We start from the raw sequence: 19,236 nt of genomic DNA on the forward strand, positions 1-19,236 counted from the left end.
GCGCATCCCTCCTCGACTCTCTGCATTGCAAAAAGCAAACACGTAAAAGGAAAAGATGAGATGCTGATGGGGCGCGGCAGTTGGCCACCCCTTCTGCCGCGAGGAAGATCGCACACTTCCACAAACTCTTTCCCGTCCGGACCGCCAGGCGCTGCCGATGTTGGAGGACCTTGGAATGCCGCTGCTGCGAAGAAATAACTACATCTTGCTCCTGCCTTTCGCACTCCTGGTCGCCAGCATCGTGCACAGTCAGACGCCCGAATCAACCAACTCTCCCGCAGTTCCATCCCGCGAAACCTCACCTGCCGCCAAAACTCACCCTCGTGTCGCACTCGTCCTCGAAGGCGGCGGAGCCCTCGGCTTCGCCCACATCGGCGTCCTCCAGTATCTCGAGGAGCATCACATCCCCGTCGACCTCATCGTAGGCACCAGCATGGGCGGACTCGTCGGCGGTCTCTACGCCACTGGCCGCAGCCCAGACGAGATCCGCAACCTCATCCAGAACATCGACTGGGACAGAGCCATCGGCGGCCGCACGCCCTTTCCCGACCTCTCCTACCGTCGCAAACAGGATCGCGTCGAGTACCCTAACCGCCTCGAGTTCGGCCTCCGCCACGGCCTCTCTCTCCCCGAAGGCCTCAACACCGGCCAGCAGGTTGGCCTCATCCTCGACTCCGCCACCCTCGCCGACTACAATCTGAAATCCTTCGACGACCTCCCCACCCCCTTCCGCTGCGTCGCCACCAACATGAACACTGGCCGCCCCCGCGTCTTCGACAACGGCTCCCTCGCCCGCGCCCTGCGCGCCACCATGTCCATCCCCGCCCTCTTCGTCCCGGTCGTGATCGACGGCGTCACCTACACCGACGGCGCTGCGGTAGACAATCTGCCGGTCGACGTGGCCAAGGCCAACGGAGCCGACATCATCATCGCCAGCTACCTCGACAACACCGGCGGCCCCCAGACCACTCCCGGCTCCTTCCTCGCCACCACGGGAAACTTCGTCAGCATCGCCATCGCCGCTAACGAGATGCGCAGCCTTCAGGCCGCGGACATCCTCATCAGCTCCAAGCTCCAGGGCTTCACCAGCACCATGTTCACCAAATCTGCCGAGATTATCCCGAAAGGCGTGCAAGCCTCCGAAGCCAAAGCCAAACTCCTCGATCGCTTCTCCGTCAACGACGCCGAATGGGCCGCCTACCTCGCCCAGCGCAACGCCCGACGAAAGACTGAAACTCCCACTCCGCAATTTGTAACCGTAACAGGTGTAAGTACTCCAGCCGCAGTCGAGATTGAACGCAGCCTCCACCAGACCATCAACAAACCTATCGACACAAAGTTCCTCGACCAGGAGATGACCCGCTACGTCGGCTATGGAACCCTCAACGCAGCCGGCTACAACATGGTCGACCGCAACGGCGTCCCCGGCCTTAATATCAACACCTACCCCCGCTACAACGGGCCGCCCTTCCTCGATCTCGCCATCAACATCGACGGCTCCGACACCCAGGATGTCCTCTTCGGCATGGCCGGCCGCATCATCTTCCAGAACCTCGGCGGCTTCCGCTCCGAGTGGCGCACCGACATCTTCTTCGGCTACTCCTACGGCGTCCGCAGCGAATACTATCGTCCCTTCACCCCGCATAGCCAGTTCTTCTACGCACCCCGCGCCTACGCCACCAGCACCCGCTTCGACTTCTACAACGCAGGCGCCAGGACCTCGCAGTATCAGATCAACCAGAACGGCGTAGGCTTCGACGCCGGCTACACCTGGAAGCGCAACGCCGAACTCCGCTTCGGCCAGGACGAGTATTGGTACTCCGTCACCAAGCGCATCGACTTCGACAACCTCTCCATCCCGCCCCAACAGCAGAGTGTCACCTCCCTGCGCTTCACCTCCTACAACACCGACAACTCCGTCCTGCCCTTCCACGGCGTCAACACCTTCTTCCGCGTCGAACGCCACGAACCCTCCAAAGGCAACGACCCCTTTACCCTCGCCGAAGCCCGCGTCGCCGGATATCTCCCTCTCTCCCCCAAGGCCTCTGTCTTTCTCACCGCCAGCGGAGGCACAGCCTTCGGCGCACCACCCAGCGTCACCGACCTCCAGGGCTTCCCTCTAGGCGGCCCCTTCCGCCTCGGCTCCTACGGACGCAACGAGCTCCTCGGCACCCAGTATTGGCTCTTTCAAGGAGGCTACGAGCGTAAGATCTTCCAGCTCCCACCCCTCCTCGGCGAAGGCGTCTACGCCGTCGGATTCTTCGAAGGCGGCAAGGTCTACAACAACCTCAACGCCGCGGACGAACTGGAGTCCGAAGCCTGGGACGGCAGCTTCGTCCTCGTCACCCGCACCGCCCTCGGCCCCATCTACATCGGCGGAGCCTCCGGCAACAACGACCATCGCAAGTGGTGGTTCGGCCTCGGCCACGTCTTCTAATCGCCATCCCTTTTGTTATTCCCTTGACACCCCTTCGCACAACCCAAGTAGACTTATCCCGATTCGAATCGAAAGAAAACAACAAGCCCCACGTGCAGCCGCACTAAAGCCAAATCAACCTCAGGAGAAGCATGAATCCCTCGCGCCGTCTGTTTCTGCAGCAGTCCGCAGCCGTTAGCCTCGCCTCACTGTTGCCCTTCCGTTCGGCCTTCGGCGAAACCAGCATGCCCATCGGTGTCCAGCTCTACACCGTGCAGGACGAGTTGAAGAAAGACGCCGCGGCAACTTTGCAAGCCCTCGCAAAAATCGGCTACCGCGAAGTCGAGTCCTTTCCCCTTCAGAACATCACCGCCGCGCAGATGCGAACCTTGCTCAACGACGCCGGCCTCAAATGCCCCAGCGCCCACCTCTTCTTCGGCATGGGCGACACGGCCCAGCTCCTCGATCAGGCCAACGCCCTCGGCGCCCACTATGCGGTCAGCTCCGTCCTTTTGCCAGTCACCATCACGGGCATGGATCTGCCAAAGATGAGAGACATGATCAAGGCCTACACCCTCGACGACTACAAAAAGATCGCCGCCAAAGCCAACGAGATCGGAGCGCAAGCCCAGAAGGCTGGTCTCCAATACGCCTATCACAATCACAACTTCGAGTTCCGCGACTTCGGCGGCCACACCGGCTACGAAATCCTCCTCAAAGAAACCGACCCCAAGCTAATGAAGTTCGAGCTCGACTGCGGCTGGATGGTCACCTCCGGCAACAACCCCATCGACTACTTCACCAAATATCCCGGCCGCTATCCCCTCATGCACGCCAAAGACTTTCCCGCCGACACTCCCGTCAACACCACCAGCGGCGTAGACCCCAGCCATCGCCCCACCGAGATCGGCCGCGGCCACATCGACTTCAAGCCCATCATCGCCGCCGCCGAAAAGTCCGGCCTCCAGCACATCTTCGTCGAGCAGGATCCACCCATCGAAGGCATGACCTCGCTCGAAGCCGTAGCCGTCAGCTACAACGCTCTCCGTCCCCTCGTCTAATCAAAGAAAAGATCGTCCCCGTAAACACGTCACGCAGACAAATCTGCATCCAATAGTCAGCCATTGCACCAGGGGGAAACATGGAAACAGAGGAACTAGCACTAACCGAAGATCGCCGCTCCATGAGCAAGCTGATCCTGTTCGCAACCATCGCATCGGGAGTCATCGCAGCCTACCTGATGTACCGCCGAGGCGAATCGTTAGGAACCATCGCTAAGCAGGCCGTCACAAATCCGATTGGTTCCCTAATGACCGAAGTAAAAAATAAACTCTAATAAAAAGCACTATCTCGATCGGAACCAATAAGCGCGCGTCATTTCAACCCAGACTGAAAATTCGTCATCTCGACCGGAGCCGTGCAGTCTCATCGCACGGCGCAGTGGAGAGACCCCCGCATTTTGTTTTTGCCGTTACAAAACGCGAATCTACGTTGCCGTATCCAGATGGAAGGACTCCGTGTAAGCCTCCACCGGATAGCCCTTTTCCTTCCACGCCGCAATCCCGCCCCGCAGCAGCTTCACCCGCGTAAAGTTCAGCGCACGAGCCTTGCCCAGCACCATCTGGCTGGTCTCCTCGTCGCCGCCCGTGCAGTAGATCACCGAGTTCTGATCACGCGAGAAATGAGCTGTCTGATCAGCAATATCCTTCGGTGCGATCCGCGTAGCGCCAGGAATAATCTCCGGATGCGCCAGAAAGTCCAGCGGCTGGCGCACATCGTAGAGCAGAGTCTTCTTCGCCTTTAGCAGCGCATACAAAGCTTCAGGCTCAATGCTCTTCTCGCGAATCTCGCGTCTGGCAAGAATCCGCCGCACGAAAAACCCAAGGACCAACACGCAAACCACCACAACAGCAATAGTAGTCAAACTCATCCTGTCCTCCACGTATAGCCGGATTAGATGTACGCAACCGAAAGCCAGTTGTTGCGCAGCCAATTTGAACCCAACCAACGGGAGGACCGAAGCGCCCAACCACCCAGAAAAGGTGCACAAGTCACGAAGTGACCGCCTCCCGCGTAGGGAGCCCGTCCGGCAGGACACTGTCTTCGAATAAAGTCACCACAGTGGAGCTACAGCTTCCTCCTCAAACACAGGTTGCGGCCCACCGTGGCCGCCAATGTGGAGTGCCGTCAGAAATGGCTTCGTCTGCGGATCGTAGATCACGGTAATCGCTCCAGCGTTCCCCGCCGTCCCATTGCTGCCATCTCTCCCATCCAGACCGTTGCGCCCGTTTTGTCCGCTGGGTATTCCAATTCCGCCCGATCCTCCGTTTCCTCCGCGCCCGCCCTTTCCACCCGACCCGCCCGCGCCTCCGCTACTCGTTACCGAAAGCGACCCGCCCTGCGGATCTACCAGGTAAAAACGCTCCTTATGTCCTGCGGCAGAGACACCCAGTTGCAGCAGAGGATGAGTCCCCGATCGCAACGCAACCCTCATCTGCACAGACGGTCCATCGCCGCCAGATCCTCCATCCTGGCCATCCGAACCATTGGTCCCATCGGTGGCGTCTCCTCCAGCCGAAGGATTATTCCCATCAATAGATCCCATGCTGCCGCTCGAACCGCTCATTCCATCGGTTCCATTGAATCCGATCGAGCCACCACTACCAGAGAAGTTTGATACAAAGCTGATGTCGTATCGGACCGGAACGTCGAGATCGGCGCGGACACTTGGCTGGCTGGGCACTGTAATAGTGACATGCCCCGTCTTTCCATCGCTGACCCTGGGATCGCGAGGCAGAGATAGCACACCTTTCTTATTTACCGACACAACACTGGTTGTGACCGCCAGGTCCTTCCACAGAACCTTGCCCTTTCCCGCGCCCTCCGTCACCAACACCGCCCCATTCGGGCCGATCAGTGTGGCTATCAGAGAAGCCTTCTGCCCCGGCGCAATACCGGGATCTTTAGAGAGACTGGCTTCTATCGACGTGACGGGAGTCTTAGCGAGAGAAATCCTCTGTCCGAGCCGGACCTGTATGCTGCTGCAGCCAGTCAACACAAATGCAGAGGCCAGTCCCAGCCATGCCATCTGTCTGAAGCGGGAAAAACTCAGCGACCCAAAGCTGTTCACGTTCTTGGACTCCACGAAACTACCGGCTGCTGTATCAACGGCAGCTCTTCTGCAACGAACCCGAAGATAGCCGCCAAGTTGTGTCTTGAATAGTCTCACCCGACCAACGGGAGGACCGAAGCGCCCAGCCTTACCCAGAAAAGGTACACAAGTCACGAAGTGACCGCCTCCCGCGCAGGGAGCCTGTCCGGCAGGACACACGCCTTTAAAACATAGGCCGCTTAGGCTTACCAATCAGCGGAGTATTAAGCAGCCTGATTAAAGGCGCAGCCACCTTGAACCGCTCCACCACATCCTTCAGCAGCCCGGGCGAAGTAGCCCGCTCCACCGGCAGAGTAGCCGACAATCCCCACTGCCTGCACATAATCAAATCAATCGCAGGATCCTCCGCAGCAAATCCCTTCGGCGGCCGCGTCAGCGAAAGCGTCTCGGTCTCCTGCATCAGCGACCGCAGCTTCTTCCCCGCCGTAATCTTGCGGAACTCCAGATGATGATCCACCAGGTATCGCCGTATGGCCAGCAGCTGCTCCCGCTCCGGCATATATACCCCGGCAGCTATCAACACCTCGGTCGAACTCACCTGCAGATAGAACCCGCCCCCCGAGGTCTTCTGAAGACCATCCCTCGCCCACCACGCCGAAACATGATGCTTGTAAGGCCGCTTGTCCTTGCTGAAGCGAATGTCCCGGTAGATCCGCATCAGGATCTTGTTCGCTGGCCGCAGGTGCTCGGGCGAAAACTCCGCCATCGCCTCATTTACCTCGCTGATCAGCGCCAGCATCGGCTCCTTCAGCTGCTTCTCGTAGATATGTTTCCGTTCTCCAAACCACTCGCGGTCGTTGTTCTTCTTCAGCCCCCGCAAAAACTTCAAAGCCTCATTCGAAAACTGTGTCCCCATCCCTCAATCCTATCCGCTCGTCGTCACCCTTTGCTGCTGCCCTTTTGTTGTGGTCTTTGCCGTTGTCCTTCTTGTTGTCATTCCCGAAGGGAATCTGCGTTGCCCTCCGCCACCCCAAACTCCTCCAAAAGATCATCACTTACTCGACAAAAAAAGAGCACAAGCCATAGGCCTATGCTCTTCGAAAAGATACCAAGAGAGGAGAGTTAGCTAGTTAAAGAGGCGGCGCCGAACGCTCGCTGCTACACCCACTAACCCGGTTCCCAAAAGAAGCAGCGTGCTTGGTTCCGGAGTGACGCCGGTTCCACCGCCGCCAACCGTACCAGTGATCGGAGTGCTTGCTGAAAACGCATCTTCCAAAGCAAAGTAGGTGAACCCGCCCGGGGCAATAGCAGTGACGAAATTAACCGTGCCTTTTGTCAGGTCCAGCGATATGTTCGAGAAGTTAGAGTCGGGACCACCGTAGCCTGTGGTATCCGACTTATTGCCTGGATCCCCAAATGTGGTGATGCCGTCTCCATCAAATCCGAAGATCGGATTGCCTGCCCCGCCATTGAGGTTGATGCTGCTGATGGTCAAAGACGAGTTATTGTAGAACCCGACAAGCTGGTCGTCGGACCCGTCATAGTTTGGAGAAGGGCTCGGGCCCGCCCCCGCCGTGAGAGTTCCAGCTGAATTTACAGTGATCACCGTAGTGCAGCCGGTAGCAAACCCAAGGTTTGGGCAGACCGGTGTGGCGAATGCGGCAGCTGGGAGCAAAAACCCCAGTGCAAGAGTTGTGAGTTTTAGGCTGTTCATCGTGGAGTCTCCTTGAAATGACGTACAAGGGCCCGGTCGTGATGTTTTCCCAACAAAAAGCAATCGAAGGGCCACCATAAACCCCGTATTCAACACGTCGCCACATGTTGACATTGCAAACTCTTGCAGGAAAAAGGTAGGCCGTTCTTCATCGAGGGAGAAGACTCAAATGCTGACAGGGCTTAATTTAGGTGCCATTTCATAAGTTGAAAATAAACTTGCAGAATGTGGCGTACTCCAAACGGCTGCAGAGTTGCAATTTTAAACACCACGTTTACCACGCAATCCACCACGATCACACCAGCAAAAAACCACGTTCTGCACCATGGTTTTTGCCAAAACCCCCCGAAAAACCCCACAAAGCACCCCGCCATTTTTTTCTCCCGCTACCATGTAAAAATCCACGTGCGCGACTCCAACTCCAACTCCGGCTTTTTCTCTGAAGACACCATCGTAGCCATCTCCACACCACCCGGCCGCGGCGGCATCGGCATCGTCCGCCTCTCCGGCCCCGCCGCCCGCACCATCGCCGAACCCCTCCTCAAACTCCGCCATCCCCTCGCCCCTGGTCAGGCGCGCTTCGCAGAGGTCCTTGATTCCACAGGGGAAATCCTCGACGAAGCTGTCGTCACCTACTTCCAGTCCCCCCACTCCTACACCTCTGAAGACGTAGTAGAGATAGCCGCCCACGGCTCCCCCGTCCTCCTCGATCAGCTCCTCCGCCAATGCGCCGCCAACGGTGCCCGCCTCGCCGAACCCGGCGAATTCACCCAGCGAGCCTTCCTCTCCGGCCGCCTTGACCTCACCCAGGCCGAAGCCGTCCACGACCTCATCGAATCCACCACCCTCCACCAGGCCCGCATCGCCGCTCAGCAGCTTGGCGGCTCCCTCTCCCGCCAGATAACTCCAATAAAACAACAACTTATAAGCCTCATCGCCGCAATGGAAGCTGGCATCGACTTCGCCGAAGACGACATCGACCTCCTGCCCCAAGCCCAAATCATCACCCAAATCGCAGCAATCGAAGCCCCCCTGACCGCGCTCGAACACTCCTTTTCCTACGGCCGCATCGTTCGCGAAGGCTTCTCCATGGCCATCGTTGGTCGCCCCAACGTCGGTAAATCTTCTCTTTTCAACTGTCTGGTCGAACGCGATCGCGCCATCGTCACCGCCTCACCGGGTACAACCCGAGACCTGGTCACAGAACGCGTCTCCCTCGACGGCATTCCAGTAGAACTCATCGACACCGCAGGTCTGCGCGACTCCGCTGATGAGGCCGAGTCAATCGGCATCCAGAAATCTCGTGAAGCCATGTCAGAAGCCGACATAGTGCTTCTCGTCCTCGATGCCACCGCTGCGCCCCACGAAGAAGATAAAGCAACGGCAGCTGCTTTAGTGGGCCGCCCTTCCCTTATTGTTTACAACAAGCAAGACCTCGAACACTCGCAATCGCAGACCTGGGAAGGTGCTCTTCAAGTGGTTGGGACGTCCGCTCTCATGGGATCGGGTATCCCAGAGTTGCGTCGCGCAATCCTGTCACTAATGACAAAAGTGGTCTCCAACATTGAAACCGCAGTTCTAACAAACCGACGGCAACAGCAATCAATTTCGGATGCGTTGCAAGCTCTTAATCAAGCACGACGTGCCGCAGCCGAAATCATCCCTCACGAGATGATCCTCCTCGATCTCTACGAAGCTCTCCGCGCTCTCGATGCCTTTACTGGCTCTACAACGACCGATGACATCCTGAACCTCATCTTCACCAAGTTCTGCATCGGCAAATAACTTTACCTAAACGACAGTTCATGTCAGTGATACTTGGTGGAACTGGCCTACCCGTGAAGATACTTCAGCCGGAAGAATTGTTGAATCCGCGAGAACAAACGCCGCAGACTAGTCGATCCTCGTCAGTGGCAGCGGGTCACTCATCACCGAAATCCTATGTCGCCTGGAGGAGGAAGACGGCTGGTTTTGCCTGATCGCTAATTCGCCCCAGCATACCCGGTTGCGACCCAGCGCCTTTGCCTGGTAGAGCGCCTTATCGGCCGCCTCAAGCAGGTCTTCCTTGCAGCTCGCGGCACTCGGGTAGCAGGATGCTCCGCCGCAGCTTACCGTTGAAAGCCTGGGATGACTGCCCGGCTCAGGCAGCGCTGGAGAACCAGCTACCTCGACGAGTTTGCGGATGCGCTCAGCAACGATCGCCGCTCCTTCCTCGGTTGTGCCGGGAAGCAGAACGACGAACTCTTCACCCCCGAATCTGGCTGCGAAGTCGTCCTTGCACCGCAGGCCTTGCAGCAGTAGAGAAGCTACTCGCACCAGGACGCGGTCGCCGTACAGATGCCCGCGTGTGTCGTTTGTGAGCTTGAAATGATCGATATCGATCACGATGGCGGATAAGCATGTGCCGGAGCTAACAGCCCCGCTCCACAGTTTGGCAAACTGCAACTCATAAGCATGTCGGTTGGCTAGTCCGGTCAGACTATCGATGCTAGAGATTCTCTGCAGCTCAACGTTCAGGAAGGAGAGCTCTTTGCTTTGAATCTCGCTGCGCAGCCGCATCAAAAAGCCGAGCCGCTCTTCTCTGCCGGTGCTGTAGTTCGCAATCACTGTCATGGAGATGGCGCAGACCGCCAAGGTAATTCCGAGCAGCTTTTCCGAAGAGTTCAGGAAGTGATCGTGTTTAATGAAGATAAGATCGCTTGCCAGCATAACGACCGATGCGCTGAGAGCGTAAAAGAACTGAAGTCGCATCACGACATTGACAAAGATGACCGCAACGATGAGGCCTACCTGAGCGTACGCGGAGGAGGCCGCATTTTTATTGCTCTCGAGGTAAAGGTGCACGACTCCTATGAGACAGCTCGCCCCGGCGATGCTCGTTTCGCGATAGATCTTGTTTGGACTCCAGCGCATGGTGAGATTAATCAGGAGGGCCAGAGGGGTGACGATGCACAGGCGAAGTTGTAATGGAAGCCAGGAGCGACCGCCCTGAAGAAGGTGATCGACGAGGACATAAGCATTGAAGAGACCAATCGCAACCAGGCCTTCCAGCCAGAGACGTTCGGATCGGCGAGCGAGCGTCGACTGCTCGAAGGCGTTTTCAAGAGGAACCGGCAGCGCCAATCTCTGAAAACCTCGTCGTGAAAGCCGCTCGATCTGCTGAATCGCAAGCTCGTGAATGGAAGTGCTCGGCATCGAAAGTCGCCTCTACTCAGCGGTGTGTCTTGCATCCCTGAAGGTTCGTGTTTCTATGGCGGCGGTTCAGAGACAAATCGTAACCATAAAGATGCTGCCTGCATGTTACTAAAGCGGAGACGAAATACACGCGTAATTACAAGGGTTGCATGGTACTTCCGTGTCATTCTCTCTGAGCCTGCTCAATCGCTATCAGCGGTTTGACAGGCTTAAGAGACGAGAAGATTGTCGATCAGACGCGTGCGGCCCACATAAGCCGCTACTGCGATGAGCACACCGCTCTTAGCCGATGACTCAGGGAGAAGCGATCGGGCGTCGACGATTGCGAGGTAGTCCACTTTTATGCACGTTGCGGTCTCCAAAGTGGTTCTTCCAATTTGCAGGAGCAATGCACTGCGGCGTTCGCCCTGGATGATGCTTTGTTCGATTGCAGTCAGCGCACGATGCAGGACTAATGCCTGTTCACGCTCCGAAACGCTAAGGTATCTATTTCTACTGCTCAGAGCCAGGCCGTCGGCGTCTCGCACGATAGGGCAACTGACCAGCTCGAGGTCAAAGTTGAGATCCTGAACCATCTGGCTCAAGACGGCGATCTGCGCGGCATCTTTTTGACCGAAGTAGGCGCGATGCGGCGCGACGATGTGAAACAGCTTGGCAACAACGGTGGTTACCCCGGTGAAGTGTCCTGGGCGGGAGGCTCCGTCCAACCGGTCGCCGATGCCGGATACGGTGATGGTGGTTACGGCGCCGCTAGGGTACATCTCTTGAGCTTCGGGGGCAAAGAGGATGGCCACACCTTCCGCCTCAAGCTGCCTGCAGTCTGCCTCGAAGGTTCGTGGATACTGGGCGAAGTCTTCTCCTGGCGCGAACTGCAGGGGATTGACGAAGATCGACGCCACGACAGTCTGGCATTCAGAGCGGGCTCGCTGGACCAGGGAGAGATGACCCCTATGGAGCGCACCCATCGTCGGCACAAAGCCTATTGAGACGCCCTGCGTCCGGAGATCGCGGCAGATGCCTTGCATCTCCGCAACACTCTTTATGATCTTCATCAAATAACAGCTCCTCTCTACCGCATAGCTGCGGGATTCTCTCTTTGATTCTTCTGATCTTCTTTAGACGGACACGCACCGCCGTCGACGGGCTCGAATTGACGTCGAGATCGTTTGTGTGTGGCTGCGGTCTGGTTGCTACCCAACTGCTTCGATCGGGTCGGCCGGCTCGGTTGATTCGGCCGATTCATTCATCAATTCGCGAACCTCGCGGGAGAAGTGGTAGCTTTCGGCGTCCGCGGGGAAGGTTCGGGCGTCTACGTCGTGCCGGTACTCTTCCAACGCCTTGCGCATGACTCCCGCTACGTCGGCGTATCGCCGGACAAACTTTGCCGGAGGCGAGAAGGTCATGGTCATCATGTCGTGGAGGACGAGGATCTGTCCGTCGCAGTCGGGGCCGGCACCGATTCCGATGGTGGGGATGCGGAGCTCTTCGGTGATGATGTGGGCGAGTTCGCGGGGAACCCCTTCGAGGACGACTGCGAAGCAGCCAGCCTCCTCGAGAGCCAGCGCGTCGGTGCGCAACTCGTCGATCGCCTGCATCGTCTTGCCCTGGACTTTGTAGCCTCCCATGCGGTGGACGCTCTGGGGGGTGAGTCCGATGTGTCCCATGACGGGGATCTCGGCGGCGGTGATTCTGCGGATGAGGTCGACGCGGTCGCGGCCACCTTCGAGCTTGACGGCTTCGGCTCCTGACTCTTTGACGAAGCGGATTGCGTTGGCGAGGGCTTCGCGGTCGCCGGTGTGATAGCTGCCGAAGGGCATGTCGGCCACGAGCAGGGCGCGTTTTACGGCACGTCGGACGCCGCGGGTGTAGAGGAGCATCTCGTCCATGGTGACGGCGAGGGTGTTCTCGTGGCCCTGCATGACCATGGCGAGCGAGTCGCCTACGAGGAGAACGTCGAGGCCAGCCTCGTCGATGAGCCGGGCGCTGGCGTAGTCGTAGGCGGTGATGGCGCTGATGGGCCGGCGTAGAAGTTTCTTTTCGAGGAGGGAGGGGACGGTGACTTTGGCGAGGGAATCGGCCTGTCGCCCAGCTTGGGCATCGGCTCGTTCCGTTGAGAACGTGGTCAGACTCATTGCAATCTCCAGTGCAGCTCCGCCGCGTGTCGTCTTAGGAAGGCGACTTTGGCTGGATACCACCTGTCCCAGAAGGTACCTGGGCCGTGATTGACTTTACGCGTCTTGTGGCCCGAATGGCAAGGCGTCTATCGAATCCCCGAAAGTTAGGGGGGTACCCCCCCCTATTACCCGCGCGCAACTCTTTTATTGTCAGTAGCTTACAGAAGAAAGCCACATTCAAATACGTCATTCTAAACGGCTTACGCGCAGATACGTGCAAACAAAAGGGTTAGATTGCTTTTTGGTCTCTGGCAGGTGACAGAGTGCCCTTGCAACGATCTAACTATACTAATTATAGCGGTTGAACGGAAACTAATGCGCACGGGATAAACCTATGATTGCAATTGGTTTGCATGAGGCTGGGGCTTGACAGCTTTTAGGATTGCTCTCTGAACTGACATTTATCATCCTTGCTGTCCAAGGCGAAGAGGAGAATACTCTTGAGGCGCTGAGTATATGTCTGAAGACAAAAAGACTTATGGGGTGCATCAGCGCTAAGCTCAGCAGAGATCGCTGCGGGCGTGATCTCAAACAAGTTTAGTAGCCAATTAAGCTGGTGGGGCTTATTGCTAATATGTGCCATTCCATTGGTACTGACTTTTGTCTGGATTTATAGGAGAGAACGCGAAAAGGGAAGGTTGCGGAGTCTCTGGCAGGTACACCCCATCTCATATTCGATAATTGCCCTAATCGCACTCGTTTTTTTTTGGACATCGGGGTCTCTCTTAATTGCGAAGCTGCGCACACCTTCGAAATCACAGATCTCAGCACAGTCTTTGGAACCGATGGCCAAACCTGTAAATCCCGCTCCTGTCCCAGCTGTCATTCCACAAACTGTGGCAATCAAACCAGTCGCCCCTGACGTTACCGTATCGCCTAAGGTCAAACTGACCCCGCGATCAAAAGAACAAAAGACTGATCCCCCTGTTACGCGAAACCCGCAACCCGCACCTCCGACCGAAAACCTTTCTCCCGCACCGACTCCCATGCAGCAGCCGTCCAACGTGGGGTGTATTGGCGGCAGCGGTAATGCCTGTGTAGGAACAAATCAACCGGGCGGGGTTGTGATCGGGACACTGGGAAGCGTTCCTCCTCCCGATCGAACCTTGAGTCCAGATAATGTAACAAAGGCAGTAGATCTCCTGAAGCGAGCAGGAAGTGAGACTCGGATATTCTTCATTACGTTCCCCACTCAAGCTAGTGACGATGGAGAGATAGGAAAATTCACGCTAACCTTGGAAAACGTCTTCAATAAGGCCGGGTGGAATCCATATCGCGAGAGAAATGTTCAATTAGGACAGTTTCGTTCCATATCTGAGCGTTCATCGTCGGAAGGAGAGGGGATTGGGTGTAGCCTGCCTGATCCCCCGACACGCGAGTCTCAGTTAGCAATGCAGGCCTTATCGCTGTTGGGTTATCCATGCACTCACCCGTCGGTATATCAACCATTTGCAAATCCAGGTCAGCAATCAAATTTTGGGTTTGCGTTATATGTATCTGTCGGAACAAGAATAAAGCCAGAACAATGAAAACGAACACGAATACCACGAAGGCCCGGAAGCCTAGAGCGGTTTGAAAAGGGAATGGCCTCACTGGTTCGTTCGCTGAAGCCATGGTCGAAGTCGACCGCGAGGAAGACAGTCCGCAAGCGGACTATCAAGTTTCAAAGAAGTTAAACTGCACTCTGCTAGGCGCGGCCGCGGGCGGAGCCTGGGGGTGGGGGGTAGTTGGGTTTTAGCTTTACGGGCTCTACGATCTCGGGTTCGAGGGCGATGGGGCGGTGGGCGGCGACCATCTCGGCGATGGCGTATTTTAGCGGCTCGATGCCCTCGCCGGTAACGGCTGAGATGGTGAAAAAGGGGAGCTTGCGGCGCTTGGCCATTGCGGTGAGCTTTTTGAGCTTTTCGGGATTGGCTACATCGGCTTTGGCGGCTACGAGGATGGTGGGCTTGGCGGCAAGCGCGGGGTCGAAGCTTTTGAGCTCTTCGGTGATGACTTTGTAGTCGGCGACGGGGTCGGGACGGGCTGATCCTACTGCCGCGGCGCTGCCTTCCGCGGCGCCGGAGTCGGAGACGTCGACGAGGTGGACGATGACGCTGGTGCGTTCGATGTGTTTGAGGAACTGGATGCCGAGGCCAGCGCCGAGGTGTGCGCCTTCGATGAGGCCGGGGAGATCGGCGACGGTGAAGGACTCGGTGTGGGGGAAGTCGCCGACCTGGACGACGCCTAGGTTGGGCTCGAGGGTGGTGAAGGCGTAGTTGGCGATCTTGGGTTTGGCGGCGGAGAGGCGGGAGATGAGGGTGGACTTGCCGACGTTGGGATAGCCGACGAGGCCGGCATCGGCGAGGAGACGGAGCTCGAGGCGATAGGCGCGCTCTTCGCCGGCGCGGCCGAGCTCGTGTTCTCGGGGTGCTTGATGGGTGGACGTCGCAAAGTGCTGATTGCCGCGACCGCCGCGACCGCCCTTGGCGATGACGATGGTCTCGTTGGGTCGGGCGAAGTCGTGGATAAGCTCGCCGGTGGCGTCGTCGTAGAGGAGGGTGCCTACGGGAACTTTGAGGGTGGTGCTTTCGCCGGAGTATCCGGAGCAGTTTGAGCCGAGGCCGTGGCCTCCGCGCTGAGCCTTGTGCTCGGGGTTGAAACGGAAGTGGACCAGGGTGTTGTGGCTGAGGGAGGAGGACATGAGGACGTCTCCCCCATGGCCGCCGTCGCCGCCCGAGGGGCCGCCTTTGGGAACGAACTTTTCGCGGCGGAAGGCCATGCAGCCGTTGCCGCCGTCGCCGGCCTTGATGCGAATTTTTGCTTCATCAATAAACATTCTTCAGTGTCTAGTGTACTAGGGTCTGCGCTAGACTGGGATTGTCCGAGCAAGATCGCCGGTTGCGCACGAGATTGCGGAACGGGTTTGACTGTTTGACTCTTGACTGTGGCACTCCTCCTTTATTGATTCAGTTTGTGACAGAAGAGATCTTTCGTCAGAGATCCTGCGTCAGAAAATCGTTGGGTCGCGCTTGTAATCACGTGTTAATCGCGATGTGACAAGGTTAAGACAAATACATGACATTCCGAATGTCAGGCGCGGAACGAACGAATGCGCCTGAGGCGGCAGCAATTTTTGAGGAGACAGATGACACGATATTTAGGGAAGAGCGTTTTTTTGGCGTTGGCGTGCTTGATGGTGCGGCCGATGGGGGCGCAATCGACGACGCAGGGTGCGATTGTGGGGACGGTGTTCGACAATACCGGCGCGGTGGTGCCGGGGGCGGCGATCGAGATTCGCAATAACGGCACGAACGCGACGCTGACGTTGACGTCGGATTCGGCGGGACTGTATCGCGCGCCGCAACTGCCGCCGGGAAGTTATACGGTTACGGTCAAGGCGACGGGATTCGATGTGCAGCGCGAGAGCAATGTGACCGTGGAGGTGAGCCTTGCGACGCAGTTGGATGAACATCTAAAGACGGGTTCAGAGAGCCAGACGGTGGAGGTGACGGCGACTGCACCGGTGCTGAACTTTGAAGATGCGACCTATGGTGGCCATCTTTCGAATACGGAGATCGAGAGTATTCCGATCAACAATCGCCGCTGGTCGACGCTGGCGCTGCTGACGCCGGGCGCGACGGTGGACGCGAATGGATATGGATTGATCCAGTTTCGCGCGATCAGCCCGCTACTGAATAACGTGGAGATTGACGGCGCGGATGACAACCAGGGCTTCTATGCCGAGGAGCGCGGGCGCACGCGGGAGGGCTACTCGACCTCGCAGGCCGCGGTGCGCGAGTTTACGGTGAACAGCGGAGTGTATTCGGCGGAGTATGGACGCGCGGTTGGCGGCGTGATCAATTCTGTAACCAAGAGCGGCACAAACGCTCTTCATGGTGAGTTGTACTTCTACAATCGGGACAGCTCGCGCTCGGCTTACGGGTTCCAGACTAATAACACGACCTTCGACGCAACGACGGGCAAGTATGTGACGGCGCCCTTCAAGCCGACGGATAAGCGCAATCAGTACGGTTTCGGTGCTGGCGGAGCGTTGATCAAGGATAAGCTGTTCTGGTTTTATTCCTTTGATGTCTTCCACCGGAACTTCCCTGGCGTCTCGAAGGCAAACAATCCGAGTGCGTTCTTTACGACTCCGGATGCGGCGCTTCCGGCGGGGCAGACCTGCAGCGCAACGACCGGCACGATTGCGGGAAGTGGATCGAGCACGATCGATCAGCAGACCTGCCTGCTGGCAGCGCGATTAAAGGTGAGCTATGCGCAGGGAGCGGCGGACTACAACCAGCAGCTGCAGAATGCGTTGACGGATCTTGGTTCGGTTCCGCGTTACGGCAACCAGGACATCAATACGCCGAAGCTGGACTACCAGATCAACGGCAAGAACCATGTGAGTGTGCTGTATCACCGGCTGCGCTGGAATTCGCCGGGCGGGGTGCAGACCCAGGCGACGAATGCGTATGCGGTGGACGCGTTTGGTACGGACTTTGTGAAGCTGGATTATGGCCTGGTGGAGTTGGAGAGCCTGTGGGGTCGATTTAGTAACGAATTGCGTTACCAATATGGTCGCGAGCTGAATGACGAAGGGCGACAGACTCCGAGCGCTTATACGAATCAGTTTCTGACGCCGAATAACTCGGGCGGCGTTCCGGTTGCCATTGCTCTCTACACCGCGGTGTCGGGCTTTACTGCGGGGACGCCGTACTACAGTTTCCGGACGGCGTATCCGGACGAGCGGAAGTGGCAGGTGGGTGATACTGCGGCGACGATCTTTGGGCGGCACAGCATCAAGTTTGGGATCGACTTGCTGCACAACTATGACATTCAGAACAATCTTTATGAGGGCAACGGCCAGTACAACTACACGAGCAACATCGTTAATTACTTCAGCGATTTGATTGCACAGCATGGGACGTGCAACGCGGCGCTGAGCGGTGTGGGGACGCTGCCCTGCTACAACAGCTTTTATCAGGGCTTTGGGCCGGCGGTGTTCGATCTGAGCACGCTGGACTATGGCTTTTTCTTTCAGGATGACTGGAAGGTGACTCCGCGGCTGACGGTGAACCTGGGGGTGCGGTATGACTATGAGCATCTGCCTGGGCCGTTTACCGGAGTTCAGAATGCGGCTATGTTTCCGCAGTCGGCGATCACGCCGAGCGACAAGAACAACATCGGGCCGCGGGTGGGATTTGCCTACGATCCTTATGGTCAGGGCAAGACAGTGATTCGCGGCGGCGTGGGGATGTACTACGGACGCCTGTGGAATGCGCTGTTGCTGAATGCCCGCTACCAGACGGGCGCAGCGAATACGCAGTTGTCGGCAACGTTCAACAACAGCACGTCGGTGAATGGGGTGTCGATTGCGCCTACGTTCCCGAATGTTGCGACGACTGCTCCGGCAGCGTCGGCGGGCGCTCTGAGCGTGCAGTATCTGGATAAGAATCTGCAGAACCCGATGACGTATCAGTTCGATATGGCGCTGCAGCAGGATCTGGGCAGAGGGATGGTGTTTTCGGTGAGCTATATCGGCGCGCTTGGCCGGGAGCTGCCGAATTATCTGAACCTGAACCTGGATCCGACGAAGACGTATACCTTCAACTACGTGGTGGCTCCTGCGGCGAATACGACCAACTGCGGGCCGGTGGCTTGCGGTACGGTGATACCGGAGAAGGTCTACTCGACGCGGACGCAGTCTGTCTCGTGCGCGGCGGGTGCAAGCTGCACGGGAAGCTATAAGGCCAACACGCTAAACCCTGCGTTCAATGGGGTGACGGATGTGATCAGCAACATCAACTCCAGCTACAACGGGGTGACGGCGGAGGTTCAGAAGAGGGCGAATCATTTTCTGACCTTCGATGTGAACTACACGTGGTCGCATGCGCTGGACTTTGCGCAGAACGCGGTGACGCAGGCGAGCACGAATGGATGGTTTGATCCTTATGGCAATGCGCGGGCAAACTACGGGAACTCAAGCTTCAACATTCCGCATCGCGTCGTGGCGTGGGGGTTGTTGAACTTTCCTGGGGTGAACGAGGGTAGTCCGTTGAAGTGGATTGCCAATGGCTGGTCGTTGAAGCCGCTGGTGCAGTCGCAGTCGGGGCTTCCTTACAGCTTGACGGTTGGGGGTACCACGCCGAATCAGTGCTACTACACGGCAGGCTGTTTGCAGTCGGCGGGGTCGGGGCTCTCGGGGACGGGTGTCAGTTACGTGCCGCAGATCGGACGCAACACTTTCAAATATCCGGTCACGGTGCAGTCCGATCTGCGCGCGGAGAAGGACTTCACGTTTGCGGAGAAGTACAACCTGCAGCTGATCGGTGAGGCGTTCAACCTGCCGAATCATCTGAACGTGACGGGGGAGACGACGCAGGGCTACTCTAGCACGGTGACGCAGGGGTCCCCGACGACGGGGCCGAGCGCGAAACTGGTCTTCCAGCCTGGGTTCCAGTCGATCACCTCGGCTAACTCGAACTACGCGTACAGCCCGCGGCAGATTCAATTGGCTTTGCGGCTGTTGTTCTAGATTGCAGGCGTTTGTGGGAAGGAGGGCGGCGGCTTCGGCTGTTGCCCTTTTTCGGTTAACACGGAAGTGGTCTTTCATAATTGCTGTGTCTGCGGCTAATCTCAT

General features: G+C 57.6%; 13 protein-coding genes. 5 read left to right on the forward strand and 8 right to left on the reverse strand.

Annotated features, from left to right (window positions below):
- Positions 1-157 precede the first annotated feature (157 nt).
- The 3 genes from RBB75_RS07830 to RBB75_RS07840 all read left to right on the forward strand — a co-directional run bounded on the left by RBB75_RS07830 (position 158) and on the right by RBB75_RS07840 (position 3,752).
- Entirely contained in the window at positions 158-2,437 is a 2,280-nt protein-coding gene (locus RBB75_RS07830; protein WP_353070087.1) for a patatin-like phospholipase family protein, read from the forward strand.
- Between the two features lie 131 nt (positions 2,438-2,568).
- A complete protein-coding gene (locus RBB75_RS07835) occupies positions 2,569-3,477 on the forward strand; it encodes a sugar phosphate isomerase/epimerase family protein (RefSeq protein WP_353070088.1) in 909 nt (302 codons plus the stop codon).
- Between the two features lie 122 nt (positions 3,478-3,599).
- Entirely contained in the window at positions 3,600-3,752 is a 153-nt protein-coding gene (locus RBB75_RS07840; RefSeq protein WP_353070089.1) for a hypothetical protein, read from the forward strand.
- A 150-nt stretch (positions 3,753-3,902) separates the two neighbouring features.
- On the opposite strand, the gene RBB75_RS07845 is transcribed toward RBB75_RS07840, so the two are convergent.
- From RBB75_RS07845 to RBB75_RS07860, 4 genes are all read right to left on the reverse strand, one after another.
- Complete coding sequence (locus tag RBB75_RS07845) at positions 3,903-4,346, reverse strand: rhodanese-like domain-containing protein (RefSeq protein WP_353070090.1); 444 nt, start codon at positions 4,344-4,346, stop codon at positions 3,903-3,905.
- A gap of 183 nt (positions 4,347-4,529) precedes the next feature.
- Positions 4,530-5,546, reverse strand: coding sequence for a hypothetical protein (locus RBB75_RS07850; protein ID WP_353070091.1), 1,017 nt, complete (start codon positions 5,544-5,546; stop codon positions 4,530-4,532).
- 205 nt (positions 5,547-5,751) lie between these two features.
- Positions 5,752-6,444: a DUF2461 domain-containing protein gene (locus tag RBB75_RS07855; RefSeq protein ID WP_353070092.1), complete on the reverse strand. Its 693-nt coding sequence runs from the start codon at positions 6,442-6,444 to the stop codon at positions 5,752-5,754.
- Between the two features lie 210 nt (positions 6,445-6,654).
- A complete protein-coding gene (locus RBB75_RS07860; RefSeq protein WP_257031286.1) occupies positions 6,655-7,242 on the reverse strand; it encodes a PEP-CTERM sorting domain-containing protein in 588 nt (195 codons plus the stop codon).
- A 405-nt stretch (positions 7,243-7,647) separates the two neighbouring features.
- Between RBB75_RS07860 and mnmE the strand changes: the two genes are divergently transcribed.
- A complete protein-coding gene (gene mnmE / locus RBB75_RS07865; protein ID WP_353070093.1) occupies positions 7,648-9,027 on the forward strand; it encodes a tRNA uridine-5-carboxymethylaminomethyl(34) synthesis GTPase MnmE in 1,380 nt (459 codons plus the stop codon).
- A 108-nt stretch (positions 9,028-9,135) separates the two neighbouring features.
- Here the strand turns inward: mnmE and RBB75_RS07870 are convergent, their stop codons facing one another.
- The 4 genes from RBB75_RS07870 to obgE form a co-directional block, all read right to left on the reverse strand.
- Positions 9,136-10,437, reverse strand: coding sequence for a GGDEF domain-containing protein (locus tag RBB75_RS07870; protein ID WP_179640312.1), 1,302 nt, complete (start codon positions 10,435-10,437; stop codon positions 9,136-9,138).
- Between the two features lie 209 nt (positions 10,438-10,646).
- Positions 10,647-11,489, reverse strand: coding sequence for a pantoate--beta-alanine ligase (panC, locus tag RBB75_RS07875; RefSeq protein ID WP_353070094.1), 843 nt, complete (start codon positions 11,487-11,489; stop codon positions 10,647-10,649).
- Between the two features lie 138 nt (positions 11,490-11,627).
- Positions 11,628-12,569: a 3-methyl-2-oxobutanoate hydroxymethyltransferase gene (gene panB / locus RBB75_RS07880; protein ID WP_353070095.1), complete on the reverse strand. Its 942-nt coding sequence runs from the start codon at positions 12,567-12,569 to the stop codon at positions 11,628-11,630.
- A gap of 1,729 nt (positions 12,570-14,298) precedes the next feature.
- Positions 14,299-15,429, reverse strand: coding sequence for a GTPase ObgE (gene obgE / locus RBB75_RS07885; protein ID WP_179640315.1), 1,131 nt, complete (start codon positions 15,427-15,429; stop codon positions 14,299-14,301).
- A 309-nt stretch (positions 15,430-15,738) separates the two neighbouring features.
- Here obgE and RBB75_RS07890 point away from each other — a divergent pair, with 309 nt between their 5' ends.
- Positions 15,739-19,131: a TonB-dependent receptor gene (locus RBB75_RS07890; RefSeq protein WP_353070096.1), complete on the forward strand. Its 3,393-nt coding sequence runs from the start codon at positions 15,739-15,741 to the stop codon at positions 19,129-19,131.
- Positions 19,132-19,236: the final 105 nt, after the last annotated feature.

Origin of the sequence: Tunturibacter empetritectus (assembly GCF_040358985.1) — a bacterium.
GTDB classification, from domain to species: Bacteria; Acidobacteriota; Terriglobia; order Terriglobales; family Acidobacteriaceae; genus Edaphobacter; species Edaphobacter empetritectus.